This is a genomic window from Noviherbaspirillum malthae (assembly GCF_015352985.1).
Taxonomy (GTDB): domain Bacteria; phylum Pseudomonadota; class Gammaproteobacteria; order Burkholderiales; family Burkholderiaceae_D; genus Noviherbaspirillum; species Noviherbaspirillum malthae.
Map to the genome: position 1 here is coordinate 24,222 of NZ_JACYXF010000028.1, position 16,625 is coordinate 40,846.

Genomic DNA, 16,625 nt, shown 5'->3' on the forward strand with positions numbered 1-16,625 from the left:
TGCAATGGCGCTGCTGGAACGGCTTTTCAAGCTGAAGGAGCAGGGAACGGATGTCCGCACGGAACTGATGGCGGGCTTTACCACTTTCCTGACGATGGCCTACATCATTTTCGTCAATCCTTCGATCCTGGGCGATGCCGGCATGCCCAAGGATTCGGTATTCGTCGCAACCTGCATCGCGGCCGCCATCGGCTCGCTGATCATGGGCCTGTACGCGAACTACCCGATCGCGCTGGCGCCGAGCATGGGCTTGAACGCCTATTTCGCCTATGGGGTGGTCAAGGGCATGGGCTATACCTGGGAGGCGGCGCTGGGCGCGGTGTTTATTTCCGGCAGCATCTTCGTCGTCATCAGCGTCCTGCGCGTGCGAGAGCTGATCGTCAGGGGCATACCGCCATCGATCAGGATCGCCATCACCGCGGGCATAGGCCTCTTTCTGGGCATCGTGTCGCTCAAGAGCGCCGGCATCATCGCAGCCAATCCGGCGACCTTTGTTACCCTGGGAGACCTGCACAAGCCGCAGGCCCTGCTCGCGATCTTCGGCTTCTTCCTGATCGTCGCGCTGGATCATCTGCGGATCAAGGGCGCGATCCTGATCGGCATCATGACGGTGACCCTCCTCAGCTTCGTGTTCGGCGGCAACCATTTTGCGGGCGTCTTCTCGGCCCCGCCGTCCATCGACGCGACACTGTTCAAGCTCGACATCTCGGGTGCGCTGTCGGTCGGCATCCTGAACGTGGTGCTGGTGTTCTTCCTGGTCGAACTGTTCGACGCCACCGGCACGCTGATGGGCGTGGCCAGCCGCGCCGGCCTGCTCAAGGAAGGCAAGATGGAGCGCCTCAACAAGGCCCTGCTCGCCGACAGCGGCGCCATCCTCGCGGGTTCGGTGCTCGGCACCTCAAGTACGGCTGCCTATATCGAGAGCGCCGCCGGCGTGCAGGCAGGCGGGCGCACGGGCCTCACCGCGGTCGCGGTCGCTGCGCTGTTCCTCGGCTGCCTGTTTATCGCGCCGCTTGCCGGAACGGTGCCCATGTATGCCACGGCACCCGCGCTATTCTATGTCGCCTGCCTGATGACGCGCGAACTGGTGGAATTGAACTGGGCCGATACCACCGAAAGCATTCCTGCGGTCATTACCGCGCTGCTGATGCCCTTCACCTACTCCATCGCCAACGGCGTCGCATTCGGCTTCATTTCCTATGCAGTGCTCAAGATGTTCACCGGCCGCCCGAAGCAGGCGCCGGTCATGGTGTGGGCCATTGCGGTGATCTTCGTGTTCCGCTATGCCTTCATCGGAGCGGAGTAGCGCAGACACCAGGCAGTGATAAAAAGCCGGCCGGTTGGCCGGCTTTTTTATTTACCGTGATGTCGATGGACGTCGACAAATATCTATATAGCGTGCTGGCGCCGCATCTATCATGAATCGGATGGGCTACGGCTCAGGCGGCTCACTGTTGTCGCAAGGAATATTCGATCCCCCAAACTTGGTTCAAGTGTTCGAGATTCGAGCGTAATCCTTGCTGTCCCTCATTCGATTGCGCTCATCCCTTAGAACTAAACGATCGCTTGCATTTCTAACATGTTATGGACGGACAAATTTGTCTCCGCCAAAAGATGTTCGGCGGCACAGGTATGCCGGATCGAAGGTCTCCAAACAGCCGTAATCAACCAATAAACAGGAGTGATAGCAATGGCAGATCAGAACAAGGATGGAAAGGCACCCATCTCTAGCGGCGTTCAGCCGGGACCGGGTGAAAGGCTGCAGGACGCAGCATCGCTGACATCGGGCACTTCAGGCTCGACCGGCACCTCCAGCACGCTGGGCGCCGCGGGCAGCGGCGGCACGACCGGTACAAGCGGTACGACGGGCACGACAGGTGCAAGCGGCCTGACCGGAGCGTCCGGGTCCACCAATACGCCGGGCGCATCGAGCGCAAGCGGTACATCAGGCACAACCGGCACCCGGAGTGCAGGATCAACCGGGTCGACGGGATCGTCAGGCGTCTATGGATCGACCGGCACATCCGGCACGACAAGCGCGGCAGGCAGCAGCGGCGGCGTCGAAGCCGACGTGCTGACCAGCGGCGGCACGACCGGTATCGGCACTGGCACTGGCGCTTCGGGCACCATGTCCGCCGCGACTGACAAGGTCAAGGAAAGCAGCGCACGCATTGCCGAGCAGGCACGGCAGTATGCCGGCGACATGGCAAGCAAGGTCAAGGAATCCAGCCGCTCCATGTTCGACCAGCGCAAGGAAACCGCGGTCGGCCAGGTCGACAATGTCACCAATGCGATCCGCAGCACCGCATCCCAGCTGCACGGACAGGGGCAGGACCAGGTGGCCCAGTATGTCGACATGCTGGCGGACCAGCTGGAAACGCTGAGCAACCGGCTGCGCGAGAAGGATCTGGATACCCTCATCGATGACGTGCAAAGCATTGCGCGCCGCGCGCCCGGCACCTTCTTCATCGGCGCCGTCGCGACCGGCTTCCTGCTGGCACGCTTCATCAAGAGCTCCTCCGAACGCCACTACCAGCAGCAGCTCGACCTCTCCGAAAGCAACTGGCGCACCTCATCCTCGACCCGGCCGGTGGAAGCCGACATGACTTCCAGCGACGCAGTCGGAGCATCGGGCATCGGCGCCGATGGCACGCCGGGCACGGGCCTCGGCACCACGGGAACCGGTGTCGGCAGCTCGACCAGCTCCCTGAACGGCACCGGGACCCGGAGCGGAGGTAGCTCGCTATGATGATCGACAAGAGCGACAAATCCCTGCCGGCGCTGTTCTCGGATCTGACCCGGGATGTCGTCGATCTGGTCCGTCAGGAGATTGCCCTGGCCCGTTCGGAGCTGTCGACCAAGATCACGCATGCCCAGGCGGCCCTGACTTCGGTGGCCATCGGCGCGGCGATCCTGCTGGCGGGTCTGTTCATCCTCCTGCAGGCGCTGGTGAAGGGCATCGAGATGATTCTTCCGCCTTCGGTGGCGCCGTGGCTGGCGCCCCTGATCGTCGGCCTGGTCATCTGCGCGATCGGTTTCGTGCTTCTCAAGGGCGGCGCCTCGAAGCTGACTGCGGAAAACCTGCTGCCCCACAAGACCATGGACTCGCTCAAGCGGGATAAAAATCTAGTCGAGGAGAAAATGCAATGAGAGAAAATATCGACAATCGCAGTCCGGAAGAAATTGAAAGCGACATCGAGCGCACCCGCGCCGATTTCAGTTCGACGATCGACGCGATCCAGCAAAAGCTGACGCCCAGCGAATTGAAGAACCAGGCGGTCGACTATGCACTGTCGACCACGCCCGGCGCGGTCAGCGTGGGACTGGTCAACATGGTCCGTGAAAATCCGATCCCGGTGGCCATGATCGGCATCGGCTTCGCCTGGCTGCTCGCGGCCTCGCGCCAGCCGACCACCTATGTCGCCGGCACCCGCCGCCGGGCCGGACGCCGCGGCACGTCCTATCCGGACATGGAAACCTCTACCTATGACAGCACCTTCGACACGACCAGCCGCGGCGTGCGCACCGACCGTGTCGGCCGCACCAGTTATTCCACCGGCCGCGGCACCAGCGAAGGCATGCTGAGCCGCGCGCTGTCGAAGGTCAGCGAAACCGCGCAGGGCCTGAAGAGCAAGGCGAGCGAGACGGCCCAGGAACTCAAGAGCCGTGCCAGCGACACCGCCCAGGGCTTGAAGAGTCGGGCCGGCGATGTCAGCCAGCGCTTGAGCAGCACGGCTTCGGATATGGGCGGACGCGTGCAGAACGCCGGCCAGAGCGCCCGTTCCCGCCTGCATGACACTGCGCAAAGCTCGCAGGTGCGCATGAGCGAGATGGGTGAAATGTCGAAGGCTCAGTATTACCGTACCAAGGAAAGCGTGAGCCAGATGATCGACGAGCAGCCGCTGATCGTCGGCGCGCTCGGCATTGCGCTCGGCGCCGCGCTGGGTGCAACGCTGCCGTCCACCCGCCGCGAGAACGAGCTGATGGGCGAAGCCCGCGACAACCTGCTCGGCAAGGTCAAGGAAACCGCGCTGGAACAGGCCGAGGCGGTGAAGCAGACCGCCATGCAGTCTGTGCAGCGCGTGACCGAAGTGGCCAAGGAAGAAGCGGCCCGCGTCAAGGACGACGTGTCGAGCTCGGTCATGCAGGGCAAGGACCAGCAGGGTTCTTCCTCGGGTACGACTGGCGGTACAGGTACGAGCACCTACGGCGGCCTGTCGGGTCAGCAAAGCATCCACTGATCTCTTGCAGTCTTGAATGGGCCCGGATGCAGCAGCATCCGGGCCCATTTGCATTTGCGGAAGATATTTGCGGCCTGCTCTGCTTCTCTGCTTCTGCTCCCGCTTCTGATCCCGGCCTGCCCGTTACCATGGGATGTCCGTGCGCTTCGCCGGCACCGGCAGCCTATGTATCAGGAACTGGACCGCTGCACCTTCAATACCTTCGCCGACTCCTCGGCGATTCTTTCCTCGCTCAGTTTTTCATCCGCGGCATCGGCGGTCAAACCTTCCTGCGTAGCGCCGGCGGGTGCGTCATAGACCAGTTCGACCAGGACCGGAAAATGATCCGAACCGTAGGAAGGCAGGCGCTTGATGAACGACAAGGTGAAGTGGCGACTGTGGAAGAGGTGATCCAGAGGCCAGCGCATGAACCAGTGGTCCGCATGGAAGGTGTTGAACATGCCCCGGCCCACGCGTGGATCCAGCAGGCCGCTGATCTTGCGGAACAGGCGGGTAGTGCTCGACCAGGCGACATCGTTCAGGTCGCCGGCAACGATGACGGGGCAGTTGAGCTCCGAGACATGCTTGGCCACTACCAGCAGTTCCACGTCGCGTGCGGCCGACTCTGCGTTTTCCGTCGGGCTGGGCGGCGTGGGATGAAGGAAATGCACCTGCACCCGCTGGCCCGAGCCTAATACGACGGTGGTATGCATGGACGGAATGTCGTCTTCCACCAGAAAGCGCGTTTCGCTGTCCTCGAGCGCAAGCCGCGAGTAGACGTGCATGCCGTACAGATTTTCCAGAGGGCATTTGATGGTGTAGGGGTACTCTGCCTCCAGCACGTCGAGCTGGCTCTGCCACCATGCATTGGATTCCAGCGTAATGAGGATATCCGGCTGGTGCTGGCGGACCAGCGCCAGGAGTCCGGCGGCATTGCGGTTGGTCGCAAGGACGTTCGAGGCAAGAATGCGAATCCGGTCGTCGGACGGCGCATCCCTTGCGCACAGCTTGACTTCGTTCGGATAGGGCCGGGTGTAAGGAAAGATCCACCATCCCTGATAGGCAATGCAGCCCAGCGTTGCCGCGATGACGGCTTCATCGGCAAATTCCGCCAGGTCCAGCAGAAACAGTTCGGCCGCCAGCAGCGCCAGGCCGGCCGCCGCGATCTGCAGGCGAGGGAAATCCAGGTCGCGGACCCACCAGTGGGTGGAGCGCGACAGGGGCAGGAGAGTTGCCGTCACCAGAACGGCAGTCAATGTCAGGATGACGGCGAAAGACATGGTCTTATTGTCGTTGAGACACCGGCTTGCGTGATGAGCCTGCGCAAGACCTTCGGCGGCGCAAGCCTGATCGCGCTCCGGGGCCCTTCACCAGCTTCCGGTTTCCTGGCTCGCGTACCAGCCGAGGAGAAAGGCATTCCAGCGCACATTGACCGGAACGCTCCAGTAGCCGTCGCCTTCCCGCTCGAGGTTCCATTCGGGCGGCTGGTGCAGCGCTTCAAACAGCTTGCGCGCGGTGTGGTTAGTGCGCAGGCTTGCCTGGCTTTTGATGTTGTGCAGTGCAGAATCGGATACGGCCATGGTGGGGGGTCGGTCATGGAAACGCTGTCTGGCGTCATTATTCCTTGGAACACCGAGGAGCGTAAAAATTGCATGCCGGCCCCAGCCTGCAGCCGCTCTCCTGTTGCGCCGCGCCGGTACAATCAGCTGCTGCAATTTCATCAATCCCTCGCCAAGCCCAAAAGACAGAAAGGACAGGTACGCCGATGACTTACATGCTCTTGATCATGGAACCGAACGGCCAGCGCGCAACGCGCAGCGAAGCCGAAGGCCGCGCCGTCTATGACCGCATGCTGCGGTTTGCCGATGAACTGCAGGGAGAAGGGCTGCTGCTCGGCGCGCAGTCACTGGCTTCCCAGGCAAGCGCAACCCGTGTCAGCAGGCGTGACGGCCGGGCACAATTGATGGACGGCCCCTTCGCGGAAGCCAAGGAAATGGTCGGAGGTTTCTTTCTTGTCAATTGCAAGACGAAAGAGGAAGCGATCGCGCTGGCGGCGCGCTGCCCGGCAGCGGAATGGTGCACGATCGAAGTCCGCAGCCTTGCGCCGTGCTATGAAGCCTGATCCGGGACGGGGAATGAATCTCCGCCGAACATTCTGAAATATTTTCCAGATATTTTTGCAAGCCGTGTCGATTTCCGGTGCATTCGCTCGTCGTGTCAATGAAAGCCGGACTTCCGGGGGATGTCCTCCCGGATCCCGCGATCGGAAACCGGGAGAACTCCATGCGATACATGATCATCGTCAAAGCCTCGGCCGAGTCCGAACGGGGCGACATGCCCGACGACCAGCTGGTTGGCGCAATGGCGGACTACCACGAGCAGCTGGCCAAGGCCGGCGTGCTGCTGGACGCGTCCGGCCTGCAGCCGACCTCCAGGGGCTGGCGCATCCAGTACCGGCAGGGAGAGCGCCGGGTGGTCGACGGTCCGTTTGCCGAGACCAAGGAGCTCGTCGCGGGCTATACCATCATCCAGGTGCGGTCGCGGCAGGAAGCCCTGGAATGGACACGCCGCTTCCCCTCACCGCAGGGCGAAGCCGCCGACTGCGAAATCGAGGTGCGCCAGTTATATGAGCTCGAAGATTTCCCGCCCAGCGACGGGCTGGAAAAGTTTCGCGCGTTGGACAAGGGCACCGAGACGGCGCAGTGAAACCTTCGCGCAGCCGGTGACAACACCGCAGCATATTGACCGCGACTCGAACATTCAAAAGGACACGCCATGACACAGCAGATCTTCGTCAATCTCCCGATCCGGGACATGAACCGCTCCAAGGAATTCTTCACCAGCCTCGGCTTTTCCTTCAATCCGCAATTTACCAACGACCAGGGCGCCTGCATGGTGGTAGCCGACAATATCTTCGTGATGCTGCTCGTGGAAAGCTTCTTCCAGACCTTCACCAAGAAGCCCGTGGCCGACGCCTCCAAGTCCACCGAGGTGCTGGTCTGCCTGTCGTGCGAGAGCCGCGCCAAGGTCGACGAACTGGTAGCCAAGGCGCTGGCCGCGGGCGGCACCGTGCCGAATGCGCCTCAGGATCACGGTTTCATGTACGCGCACGGCTTCGAGGATCCCGACGGCCACGTCTGGGAACTGGCCTACATGGACATGGCTGCCGCCGGCGCGGCGGGCAACGGCTGATGCATTCGGCCACGCATCAGGCCATCGATGCGGTCTGGCGCATCGAGTCGGCCAGGATCATCGCCGGCGTCGCGCGCATGGTGCGCGACATCGGCCTAGCCGAGGAGCTGGCCCAGGATGCGCTGGTCTCGGCGCTGGAGCATTGGCCGACCGGCGGCGTGCCCGACAACCCGGGCGCCTGGCTGATGGCCACCGCAAAAAACCGCGCCCTCGACCATCTGCGGCGCGGCAAGCTGCACAACAGCAAGCTGGAACAGATCGGCCGTGACCTGGAAGCCCGGGAAGCCCTGATCGTGCCCGACTTCGTGGATGCGCTCGATGAAGCGCGGCAGGACGAGATCGGCGACGACCTGCTGCGCCTGATCTTCACCGCCTGCCATCCCCTGCTGTCGACCGACGCCAGGGTAGCGCTGACGCTGAAGCTTCTGGGCGGCCTGACGACGCACGAGATCGCCCGCGCCTTCCTGGTATCGGAGCCGACCATCGCCCAGCGCATCGTGCGCGCCAAGCGCACGCTGGGCGAGGCGCGCGTACCCTTCGAAGTGCCGCGCGGCGAAGCGCTGGCCGAGCGTCTGGCGTCGGTGCTGGAGGTGGTCTACCTGGTGTTCAACGAAGGCTATACCGCGACCGGCGGCGAGGACTGGATGCGCCCGGCGCTGATCGACGAGGCGCTTCGGCTCGGACGCATGCTGGCCGAACTGGCGCCGCTCGAGCCGGAAGTGCACGGCCTGGTGGCGCTGATGGAACTGCAGGCATCGCGCGCCAAGGCGCGTACCGATGCCGACGGCCGGCCGGTGCTGCTGATGGAACAGGACCGTTCCCGCTGGGACCGCCTGCTGATTCGCCGCGGGCTGGCGGCGCTGCAAAGGGCGGAAGCGCTCGGCGCGCCGCAAGGGTCGTATGTGCTGCAGGCCGCCATCGCCGCCTGCCATGCCCGCGCGCATGCGGCGCCCGACACCGACTGGAACCGCATCGCCGATCTGTACGGTGCGCTGGCGCAGGCCAATCCTTCGCCGGTGGTCGAATTGAACCGCGCGGTAGCAGTCTCCATGGCATACGGTCCGGCGGCCGGCCTGGAACTCATCGATGCGCTGCGGGAAGAGCGCTCGCTGCAGAATTACCAGTGGCTGCCGAGCGTGCGCGGCGACCTTCTGGCCAAGCTGGGGCGCAACGGGGAAGCCCGCGCGGAATTCGAAAGGGCGGCGGCGCTGGCGCGCAATGCCCGCGAACGCGCGCTGCTGCTGGAGCGCGCTGCAAAACTTGCGTGAAGATTTACCCGCGCCCCGAACGGCGCTTCGGCGCCAGCATCACGCCGGTACAGTCCGGCGCTCCGCAATGGCAGGCGAAGGCGCGCTTCACCGCTGCGGTATGGCGGCCCTCGTAGATGAGGGCGTAGTTGTAATGCAGCTCTTCGCCGCGCGCGATTTCCTGCAATGCATAGATGAAGACGCGGCCGTCTTCATGCTCCATCGCCTCGCAGTTCGGCTCGCAGCAATGATTGATGAAGCGCGCGTCATTGCCCTGGCTGCCGCCGTCGATGACCAGTCCGCTGGACAGGGTAAAGAAAAACGTGTGGTTCAGCGGGCCGCCCTTGGCTTCCGCTCGGCGCTGGGCCTCTTCCCATGCAATATGTTCACCCCGGTATTCAATGATGCATTCGCCGGGGGCAATGCGGCGGCGCGCAAAGACACCGGTGCCGTGCACATTCGACGGCTTGACGATATAGGGAAGCGTGGTCCTGCTGCGGCTGGTATGGGCGGGCATGGCGGCGTGATATGGGTTTGCGCGGACGGCTTGTGGCTTGGAACGGGTTTTGCACACAAGGCTTGCACAGATTTATACCACCATTGAACACCATGACGCTTTTCACGATCAAGCCCCTCCCGGAGGATGGCGCCTTTGCCTTCGGACGCCGGATATGGCAAGGCCTGCGGTTGGCGGTGCTGCCCGCGCTCGCGCTGTCGATGATGCTGCCGGCAGCCGGCAGGGATGCGCATGCCGCCGATGCAGGTCGACTTGCGGAGCTGATCAATGCCTACCGCCAGTCGCCCGGGCGCTGCGGCGGCGAGCCGCGCACTGCCGCAGGTCCGCTGTCGCCCGACCCGGCGCTGAACCGCATACGCCTGTCGTCCGGCTCAGATCTGCAGCAGGCTTTCAAGAACGCCGGCTACCAGGCCGCGCTTGCCGAAGCCATCATCGTCAGCGGTCCGCAAAGCGATGCCGCGGCAATGGCGCTGATCGCCGAGCGGTACTGCAAACCCTTGTCGAAGCGGGAATTCACGCGCATCGGCGTGACGCGCAGCGGAAACGTCTGGCAGGTGATTCTGGCCAAGCCGCTGCTGGCACCCGATCTCGGTGATCCTGAAGCCGCCGGCCGCAGGATTCTCGCGCTGGTTAATGCCGCCCGTGCCCGGCCGCGCAGCTGCGGCAGCCGGCGCTTCCAGGCGGCGCCGGCGCTATCCTGGAATGCCGCGCTGGCAAATGCGGCGCAGGCGCACAGCGCCGACATGGCCCGTCATAACTATTTCCGGCACAACGACAGGAATGGCGCCCAGGCCGGCGAGCGCGCCAGCCGAAGCGGCTACCGCTGGCGCCAGATCGGCGAGAACATTGCAGCCGGACAGGGATCGCCGGAAGATGCGGTCGCCGGCTGGCTTGCCAGTCCTGGCCATTGCGCCAACATCATGAACAAGGATTTCCGGGAGATGGGTGCCTGGTTCGCCATCGAGCCGCGCAGCGACTTGCAGATCTACTGGACCCAAGTGTTCGGCACGTCGAGCTAGACTGGTCAGGACGGCATGCCTGCAAGGCAATGCAGCTTGGCTGCCATGCAATGGATTTGCAGGCTTGTCACAGTTCCGGGCAGGCAGTGGAAAATTTTATGTTGCAGAGCACAGACAATTTATCTTCCTCCATTTACCGGGCTACATCGCGGTGATATTGTTGCTGGGCAATTCCAACCCTTTCTGTTTTTGCCCGCACCGCCATGCTGATTCGTGATCTGACCTCTATTCTTGTTCGTACTACCATTGCTGCCGTTTCAGTAACTGCTCTCGCCGTTCTCTTTGCAAGCTACCTCGGCAGCTAAGACCTGACGGCACCGCCGGAGGCGCGCCTTCCAGGACCGCCCTCCGGCTTGATTTCTTGTTCCTTTTCCGCTCTTCCATCCGTACTCCGCCCTTGTAGATCCATACGGAAACTTTGCGGGTGCTCAATATCCTGTTGTAGCAATCCGGCATGCTGTGTCTTCACCACGGAGGCAACATGTCAACTCTTCTGCTAAACGTCTACGAGCAATGGGTCATCCTCTTCTACATTGCTTGCGCCGTCGGCGCGATGCTGTGGTCGCTGCCCCGTGACCAGTAATTCCCTTCTTTTTCTCCTGCCTGCCTGCCCATTTTCGCAATTCCGGCATGCAACAAACTTCCACGCCGGTTACCGTGGTCATGCTGCGGCAAACAGAAAGCGCTGCGCAATCAGCGAAGGAATTTCCGCCGCCGGCAAGGCCCTGGCGATCAGGTAACCCTGCACTTCATCGCAATGCAGCCGCTGCAGGCTGCGCAACTGCTCGGCAGTTTCCACACCTTCCGCAACCACGCGAATGTCCAGTGCCTCGGCCATGGAGGTCACGGCGCGGAACATGACTTCGCCATTGCCGTCCGCGAGGGCGGTAGTGAAAGCCCGGTCGACCTTGAGCACATCCACATCGAGCTGGTGAAGCTGGGCGAGCGATGAATAGCCGGTGCCGAAATCGTCGATCAGGAGCTTGACGCCGACGTCGCGCAATTCCCCCAGCTGGCGCCGGGCCGTCACGCTGTTGTCGAGCATGGCCGATTCGGTGAGCTCCACTTCAATCAGCGACGGCTCGATGCGATGGCGGCGCAGGCAATCTCTGATGAACCCCGCCAGCCTTTCATTGCGCAACTGGTGCGCCGAAACGTTGAGCGATACAGGAACGATGGCCATGCCGCCGGCCTTCCAATCGGCCAGCTGGGCGCATACCTTCTCGATCACCAGCTCGCCCAGCGACGAAATCAATCCGGTATCTTCCGCCAGGCCGATGAATTCGTTCGGATAGATCAGTCCCCGCTCCGGGTGCATCCAGCGCACCAGCGCTTCCATGCTGCTCAGCCTGCCGCTGGCGGCTTTGACCCGGGGCTGATAATGCATCACGAACTGGTCGGAAGCGACTGCATCGCGCAGCGCCTTTTCCTTGTCCAGCTTCAGCAGCAGCGTATCCGACAGGTGGGAATGATAGAAGTGGTAACGCCCCTTGCCCGCCGCCTTGGCGGCATACATGGCGATATCGGCATGCTTGAGCAGGGTGTCGCTGTCGTCGCCGTCCTGAGGAAACAGGCTGATGCCGATGGAGGCGTTCACCAGATGGCCGGCAGAGGCGCCCAGCGTAAACGGTTCGCCGATGACCTTGACGACATGCGATGCCACCCGAGATACATCGTCGACGAGCTCGACGTTGTCCAGCACTACGATGAATTCGTCGCCTCCCAGCCGCACGACGTGATCGCTGGCGCGCAGCACGCTCTTGAGGCGGGCGGCGGCGGCGCGCAGCAGTTCGTCGCCGGCATCATGCCCGAGGGTGTCGTTGATGTTCTTGAAGTTGTCGAGGTCGATGAAGAGCAGCGCCAGCGAGCTTTCGCGCCTGCCGCTGCGCCGGATCGCTTCCGGCAGGAAGGCAGACAGCCAGTGCCGGTTCGGCAGCATCGTCAACGCATCGGTATTGGCCAGGCGCGACAGCGCGAATTCGTTTTCCTTGGCTTGCGAGATGTCGCGCATCGTCAGCGCAAGGCCATCTCCGGAACGCACCATGCGCCGGTACACCCAGGCGGCCCGCAAGCGGCTGTTCTTGGGCACCCGGAACTCGTCTTCATGAAAGCCGCTGGCAAGCGCGCGCCGAAACAGCGCAAATAGCTCCTCGCGATATTCCTTGTTCACGAACTCCGAAAACAGGTGTCCCTTGACCGAGGCTTTCGCCAGGCCGAGCAGTTCGGCGCCGCGTTCATTGCAGTCCTCGAAAAGGAAATCGGTGACGAAAGCGTCGTGGTCTCGCATCGGCCGAAGCGTATAGAAGCCTTCATTCGCCGCATCGGTGGCAAGCCGCATGGTGGCCTGGATGGCTTCCTCGCGGCGCTTGCGCCATGCCAGGCGCGAGGTGAAGAACATGCCGGCAAGGGTAAAGGCGGCCATCAGCGCGCTGATGGCATAGGCAAAACGGCGATAGGTAAAAGCGGTTTTTTCATAGGCGGCCAGGGCATTCCCTTCCGCAATGGCGGCGAGCGCCACGACCGGATACCGGTTGAGCCTGGTCCAGGACAGGAAGCGTGCCTGTCCGTCGATGAATCTTTCTTTCGGCTCGATTTCCGTTCCCGTATCGGAAAGAAAGACAGGATCCTTGCGGTAATACGTTTCGCTGGGATAGGTGCCGGTCTTGGTGGCGATCAGGGAACCGTTGAGGAACCTGACCGAGATGAAATCGCCGCTGCCGAGCATACGCGCATCATGGAAGGCAGTCAGGTAAGGCGGCTCCACGCTGACGAGGGCCACGCCGCCGAAGGAGCCGTCGTTCCCGCCCAGGCGCCGCGTGAAGCGGACGACGTCGCGGTTGAGCCGCTTGCCGGTACTGACCTGGCTGATCTGCAGGCTGCCGTCAGGGTTGTCGCGATGCCACTGGAAAAAGGACATGTCGGCGAAGCTGGGCATCTCGCGCGATTCCATCGTGGTGCTGACGATCTTGCCATCGCTGTCGAGCACCGTTGCGTACAACTGCGCACTCGCAGGAAACAGGCCGCGGTCTCGCTGGCGTTCAAGATCGATGCCCCGACCCGGCTCTTCCCAGGAATAGCGCAGCAGCAAGGTAAGCTGATCGATTTCCTGAATGGTTCTTTCAAGCTGCGAGGCGTACGCACGCGACAGGCTCGCGGACAGGCGCAATGCCGCGGCTTCCGCATTGCTTTTTTCCATCAGGATCAATGACAGGGTAAACATCCACAGGAGATAGATAGCCGAGCCTCCGACCGCCAGCCAGAGCAGCAGCGGCCACAGGTGGCCATAGGCGCCGCGCGCTGACTTCAATCTTTCGATGATGCGGTGGGCATGCGTGGGCATGGAGCGGTTCACGGGTGACTGTCATCAGTGGACAATGCAAGAACGATAAAGTTGTTCATCCTCATTGCCGCGCTGCAGTCATGCAGCCCGCGGCACGGTAAGGCATTGTCATATTGCTTGAAAAGAGATCTGGCTCGGTAAGCTTTCGTACAAAGGCGACCCGTTTGTGTCATCTCAAATCAGCGGGGAGCCGGCTTGATATCCTTCTTGTGTGCCGGCTTAGCTCACCGGGTAGAGCAGCTCAAATGTAATGAGCAGGGAGGGGGTTCGAGTCCTTCAGCTGGCACCATCCGAATTTCCGGAGACATCCGACAGTACTTGAAGGCCCGCACGTTCCAGGTGAATGTGCGGGCCTTTGTCTTGGCAGCGTCCCTTGCCGTTTATTTGCATCCATGAATATTCGGGTACATTTAATACCAATCCCAAGTCATGACATGCCGAATGAGATCGATGGATTTTTTCAACTGGCAAGGCGCGGGAGGAGTCCATAGCGGGGCTATGGATGACGAGCGCAACGCGGCCAGGTGGAAAAAGACGCGAACTCATGGCATGGAATGATTTGGGATTGGTATAAGGTACTCTTTTTGATGCCGCTCGCCCTGTCTGCAAGAGATACCTCCCATAAAACCGGGCGCGACCGAATGCAAGTTTCCGCGCTGCCGCAAATCTGCGGTGTCTCGAGGGCCGGCATCAACAGAATTGCGAATCTTGAGGAAAACATCTGAGGGCGCGGAGGCGCCGCACACTTCAAAGGAAACGGTCCAATGACAGGAAAACGCTGCTACAACAAGAAGGAAGCGATTCAATATTTCGGCATCGACCTCAGCGCTTTCGAGACATATATCGAACCCGAACTGGAAGGCAAGGGCATTGCCATCGGAAGCTGCCTGGTCTACGAAGCGCGCGATCTGGACATGGCCTGGGACGCATTCAAGAAAAAGGCGAAACGCGACGCCGCCGCGGCAGCGACTCCTGCGCCGGCTCCGTCCCCGGCAGCCGCCAAGAAACCGAAGGTACAGGTAAAAGGAGCAATGCCTTCGCCCGAATCCAGTTCTGCTGCCTGGAATGCGGCGGTCAAGAAGGTCTTGGCCAAGGACAAGTCCAAGAAGAAGTAGGCGCAAACGCATGGCAAACCATTAAAAACTGGGAAAGCAGGTCCATGTAAATCCGGTTCCCTGCATCCCGATACCGAAAAAAGCCCGCCGCAGTGTTCCTGCGGCGGGCTTTTTTCATCCATGTGACAGGTACCGTACAGATATTAGTCTTTCCATGGCGTAGCCTTCATCAAGCGCATCGCCCTTCGCAAGAGCAAGGGCGCAACGATGAAACCGCCGGAATGCCCATCACGCAAAGGCAATGCTCTGCGCCCCGGCCAGCAAGATTTTCATAAATGTGCGCGTCATTCCGGAGATGCTCGAGAAGCATTGGCGTTTTCAACCTGAAGGACATATGCAGCACATTCTCATCGTAGATGACGAACCCGGTATTACCTGCCTGTTTGCGCGGATCTTTCGCCTGCATGGCTACCGTATCACCGAAGCCAGTTGCGGCGCGGTTGCATTGGAAGTGAATCGTCTCGACCCCGTCGATGGAGTCATCACCGACTTTGTCATGCCGGGCATGAACGGGCTGCAGCTGTTGAACAGGCTTCAGGAAAAACGGCCGGCCCTGCCCGGCATCATCGTTTCATCCACGCCGCATGACGTCGGCGCCATCGGCCCATACCTCAAGGTGGTCGGCAAGCCGTGCAATGCCGATACGCTGGTGCGTATGATGCAGACGATGTTCGATGATCCCGCCCGGCTCAAGGAAACGGAGCAGCATCCCGGCGAATGAATGCGGCCTGCTGACTGCTTCTTCGGACAGCGTCAAACCCGTTGTCGCCGCATGCCGTATACTGGACCGACCTCCAACGACATGCCTTCCGCATCGCTGCCTTGAATCTGATCGCACTGATCCTGATGATGGTGCTCGCGCACATCGCCTTCACCGGCGGACGCGTCGCACTTACCCTCCTCGCCATCGACCTGCAAGCCACGCCCTTCCAGGTCGGACTCATCATCAGCCTGCTCGCGGTCATACCGATGCTGTTCTCCGTGCATGCAGGACGCTGGACCGACAGGGCCGGCGCAGCGCGCCCCACGCTGATCGCCATGCTGATGCTGTGCGCGGGTTCGGTAATGGCAGCCCTCCTGCCTTCGCTGGCGATGCTGTGCGGCGCGAGCGTGCTGCTGGGATCGGGTTTCATGATTGCGCATCTCGCCATCAACAATGCGGTCGGCCGCAGCAGCACGCCGCAGACCCGCACGCACGCCTTCTCGATGCTGGCGCTGGGCTTTTCGGTGTCCACCGTGCTGGGCCCCGTCATTTCCGGATTGCTGATCGATGCGGTCGGCCACCGCATGGCCTTCCTGCTGCTTGCAGTGTTTCCCGTCGTCGGTTTGCTGGTGCTGTACCGCAGCGGCCGTCATGAAGAACCCGCAGCGCAGCCCGAAGCGGGGCGCAGCAAGCCGCGCGTCATGGACCTGCTCGGCCATGCGCCGCTGCGCGCAGTCTTCGTCGCCAGCGGCCTGCTGTCGATGGCATGGGATCTCTTTACCTTCATGGTGCCGATTCAGGGTGCGCGCATCGGCCTCTCCGCCTCCACCATCGGGCTGATCATGGGCACCTTCGGCGTCGGCACCTTCGTGGTCCGGCTTGCGATTCCGAGGCTGATGCAAATGGTATCCCGCTGGGGCGTGCTGGTGGGCGCGCTCGGTCTCACCAGCACCATCTATCTGCTCTTTCCGCTGTTTACCTCGGTGCCGGTCCTGATGCTGCTCGCCTTCATACTCGGCCTCGGCTTGGGCTCCGCGCTGCCGACCATCATGAGCCTGATCCATGACACCGCGCCCGCCGGCAGGACCGGAGAAGCAGTGGGCGTACGCTCGACGCTGATCAATACCAGCCAGACGATACTGCCGACCGCGTTCGGCGCACTTGGGGCGGTGGTGGGCACCATACCGGTGTTCTGGACGCTGGCCGCGGTGCTTGCCTGGGGCGCCGCCTTTGCGCGGCGCAAGCAGCCGGCCAAAGACAGCAACTAAGGAT

General features: G+C 62.0%; 16 protein-coding genes and 1 tRNA gene. 13 read left to right on the forward strand and 4 right to left on the reverse strand.

Annotated elements, in window-relative coordinates:
• The first annotated feature begins 4 nt into the window (after positions 1-4).
• The 4 genes from IGW03_RS23080 to IGW03_RS23095 all read left to right on the forward strand — a co-directional run bounded on the left by IGW03_RS23080 (position 5) and on the right by IGW03_RS23095 (position 4,241).
• A complete protein-coding gene (locus tag IGW03_RS23080; protein ID WP_194724884.1) occupies positions 5-1,306 on the forward strand; it encodes an NCS2 family permease in 1,302 nt (433 codons plus the stop codon).
• Positions 1,307-1,690: 384 nt separating this feature from the next.
• Positions 1,691-2,749 carry a hypothetical protein gene (locus IGW03_RS23085; protein WP_194724885.1) on the forward strand — a complete coding sequence of 353 codons (1,059 nt, stop codon included), beginning with the start codon at positions 1,691-1,693 and terminating at the stop codon, positions 2,747-2,749.
• Positions 2,746-3,150: a phage holin family protein gene (locus tag IGW03_RS23090; protein ID WP_194724886.1), complete on the forward strand. Its 405-nt coding sequence runs from the start codon at positions 2,746-2,748 to the stop codon at positions 3,148-3,150. The genes IGW03_RS23085 and IGW03_RS23090 overlap by 4 nt, the downstream gene beginning before the upstream one ends.
• Positions 3,147-4,241 carry a DUF3618 domain-containing protein gene (locus IGW03_RS23095; RefSeq protein ID WP_194724887.1) on the forward strand — a complete coding sequence of 365 codons (1,095 nt, stop codon included), beginning with the start codon at positions 3,147-3,149 and terminating at the stop codon, positions 4,239-4,241. Before IGW03_RS23090 ends, IGW03_RS23095 begins: the two co-directional genes overlap by 4 nt.
• A gap of 170 nt (positions 4,242-4,411) precedes the next feature.
• Here the strand turns inward: IGW03_RS23095 and IGW03_RS23100 are convergent, their stop codons facing one another.
• Entirely contained in the window at positions 4,412-5,500 is a 1,089-nt protein-coding gene (locus IGW03_RS23100; RefSeq protein WP_194724888.1) for an endonuclease/exonuclease/phosphatase family protein, read from the reverse strand.
• Positions 5,501-5,587: 87 nt separating this feature from the next.
• Complete coding sequence (locus IGW03_RS23105) at positions 5,588-5,800, reverse strand: hypothetical protein (protein WP_194724889.1); 213 nt, start codon at positions 5,798-5,800, stop codon at positions 5,588-5,590.
• A 185-nt stretch (positions 5,801-5,985) separates the two neighbouring features.
• Here IGW03_RS23105 and IGW03_RS23110 point away from each other — a divergent pair, with 185 nt between their 5' ends.
• From IGW03_RS23110 to IGW03_RS23125, 4 genes are all read left to right on the forward strand, one after another.
• A complete protein-coding gene (locus tag IGW03_RS23110) occupies positions 5,986-6,342 on the forward strand; it encodes a YciI family protein (RefSeq protein ID WP_194724890.1) in 357 nt (118 codons plus the stop codon).
• 161 nt (positions 6,343-6,503) lie between these two features.
• The gene (locus IGW03_RS23115) at positions 6,504-6,926 is read left to right on the forward strand and encodes a YciI family protein (RefSeq protein ID WP_194724891.1); all 423 of its coding nucleotides are present in this window, start codon (positions 6,504-6,506) and stop codon (positions 6,924-6,926) included.
• Positions 6,927-6,995: 69 nt separating this feature from the next.
• Entirely contained in the window at positions 6,996-7,412 is a 417-nt protein-coding gene (locus IGW03_RS23120; protein ID WP_194724892.1) for a VOC family protein, read from the forward strand.
• The gene (locus IGW03_RS23125) at positions 7,412-8,680 is read left to right on the forward strand and encodes an RNA polymerase sigma factor (protein ID WP_194724893.1); all 1,269 of its coding nucleotides are present in this window, start codon (positions 7,412-7,414) and stop codon (positions 8,678-8,680) included. Before IGW03_RS23120 ends, IGW03_RS23125 begins: the two co-directional genes overlap by 1 nt.
• Positions 8,681-8,684: 4 nt before the next feature.
• Here IGW03_RS23125 and IGW03_RS23130 read toward each other — a convergent pair whose 3' ends face one another.
• Positions 8,685-9,176, reverse strand: a complete 492-nt coding sequence (locus IGW03_RS23130; RefSeq protein WP_194724894.1) for an SET domain-containing protein — start codon at positions 9,174-9,176, stop codon at positions 8,685-8,687.
• Between the two features lie 92 nt (positions 9,177-9,268).
• On the opposite strand from IGW03_RS23130, the gene IGW03_RS23135 reads away from it, so the two are divergent.
• Positions 9,269-10,195: a CAP domain-containing protein gene (locus IGW03_RS23135; protein ID WP_194724895.1), complete on the forward strand. Its 927-nt coding sequence runs from the start codon at positions 9,269-9,271 to the stop codon at positions 10,193-10,195.
• A 661-nt stretch (positions 10,196-10,856) separates the two neighbouring features.
• On the opposite strand, the gene IGW03_RS38945 is transcribed toward IGW03_RS23135, so the two are convergent.
• Positions 10,857-13,547 (reverse strand): bifunctional diguanylate cyclase/phosphodiesterase, encoded by a 2,691-nt coding sequence (locus tag IGW03_RS38945; protein WP_194724896.1) that lies wholly within the window; start codon positions 13,545-13,547, stop codon positions 10,857-10,859.
• A gap of 201 nt (positions 13,548-13,748) precedes the next feature.
• Between IGW03_RS38945 and IGW03_RS23145 the strand changes: the two genes are divergently transcribed.
• The 4 genes from IGW03_RS23145 (at position 13,749) to IGW03_RS23160 (ending at position 16,621) form a co-directional block, all read left to right on the forward strand.
• Positions 13,749-13,824 (forward strand) — tRNA-Thr (locus IGW03_RS23145).
• Between the two features lie 475 nt (positions 13,825-14,299).
• Entirely contained in the window at positions 14,300-14,650 is a 351-nt protein-coding gene (locus IGW03_RS23150; RefSeq protein WP_194724897.1) for a hypothetical protein, read from the forward strand.
• A 334-nt stretch (positions 14,651-14,984) separates the two neighbouring features.
• Positions 14,985-15,371: a response regulator gene (locus tag IGW03_RS23155; protein WP_194724898.1), complete on the forward strand. Its 387-nt coding sequence runs from the start codon at positions 14,985-14,987 to the stop codon at positions 15,369-15,371.
• Positions 15,372-15,472: 101 nt separating this feature from the next.
• On the forward strand, positions 15,473-16,621 hold the full coding sequence (locus tag IGW03_RS23160; protein WP_194724899.1) for an MFS transporter: 1,149 nt from the start codon (positions 15,473-15,475) through the stop codon (positions 16,619-16,621).
• Positions 16,622-16,625: the final 4 nt, after the last annotated feature.

Coding starts and splice junctions, on each gene's coding strand:
- IGW03_RS23130 (WP_194724894.1), bottom strand. CDS start 9,176: ATGCCCGCCCATACCAGCCGCAGCAGGACCACGCTTCCCTATATCGTC.
- IGW03_RS23150 (WP_194724897.1), top strand. CDS start 14,300: ATGACAGGAAAACGCTGCTACAACAAGAAGGAAGCGATTCAATATTTC.
- IGW03_RS23110 (WP_194724890.1), top strand. CDS start 5,986: ATGACTTACATGCTCTTGATCATGGAACCGAACGGCCAGCGCGCAACG.
- IGW03_RS23090 (WP_194724886.1), top strand. CDS start 2,746: ATGATGATCGACAAGAGCGACAAATCCCTGCCGGCGCTGTTCTCGGAT.
- IGW03_RS23105 (WP_194724889.1), bottom strand. CDS start 5,800: ATGGCCGTATCCGATTCTGCACTGCACAACATCAAAAGCCAGGCAAGC.
- IGW03_RS23100 (WP_194724888.1), bottom strand. CDS start 5,500: ATGTCTTTCGCCGTCATCCTGACATTGACTGCCGTTCTGGTGACGGCA.
- IGW03_RS23125 (WP_194724893.1), top strand. CDS start 7,412: ATGCATTCGGCCACGCATCAGGCCATCGATGCGGTCTGGCGCATCGAG.
- IGW03_RS23120 (WP_194724892.1), top strand. CDS start 6,996: ATGACACAGCAGATCTTCGTCAATCTCCCGATCCGGGACATGAACCGC.
- IGW03_RS23135 (WP_194724895.1), top strand. CDS start 9,269: ATGACGCTTTTCACGATCAAGCCCCTCCCGGAGGATGGCGCCTTTGCC.
- IGW03_RS23095 (WP_194724887.1), top strand. CDS start 3,147: ATGAGAGAAAATATCGACAATCGCAGTCCGGAAGAAATTGAAAGCGAC.
- IGW03_RS23155 (WP_194724898.1), top strand. CDS start 14,985: ATGCAGCACATTCTCATCGTAGATGACGAACCCGGTATTACCTGCCTG.
- IGW03_RS23115 (WP_194724891.1), top strand. CDS start 6,504: ATGCGATACATGATCATCGTCAAAGCCTCGGCCGAGTCCGAACGGGGC.
- IGW03_RS23085 (WP_194724885.1), top strand. CDS start 1,691: ATGGCAGATCAGAACAAGGATGGAAAGGCACCCATCTCTAGCGGCGTT.
- IGW03_RS23080 (WP_194724884.1), top strand. CDS start 5: ATGGCGCTGCTGGAACGGCTTTTCAAGCTGAAGGAGCAGGGAACGGAT.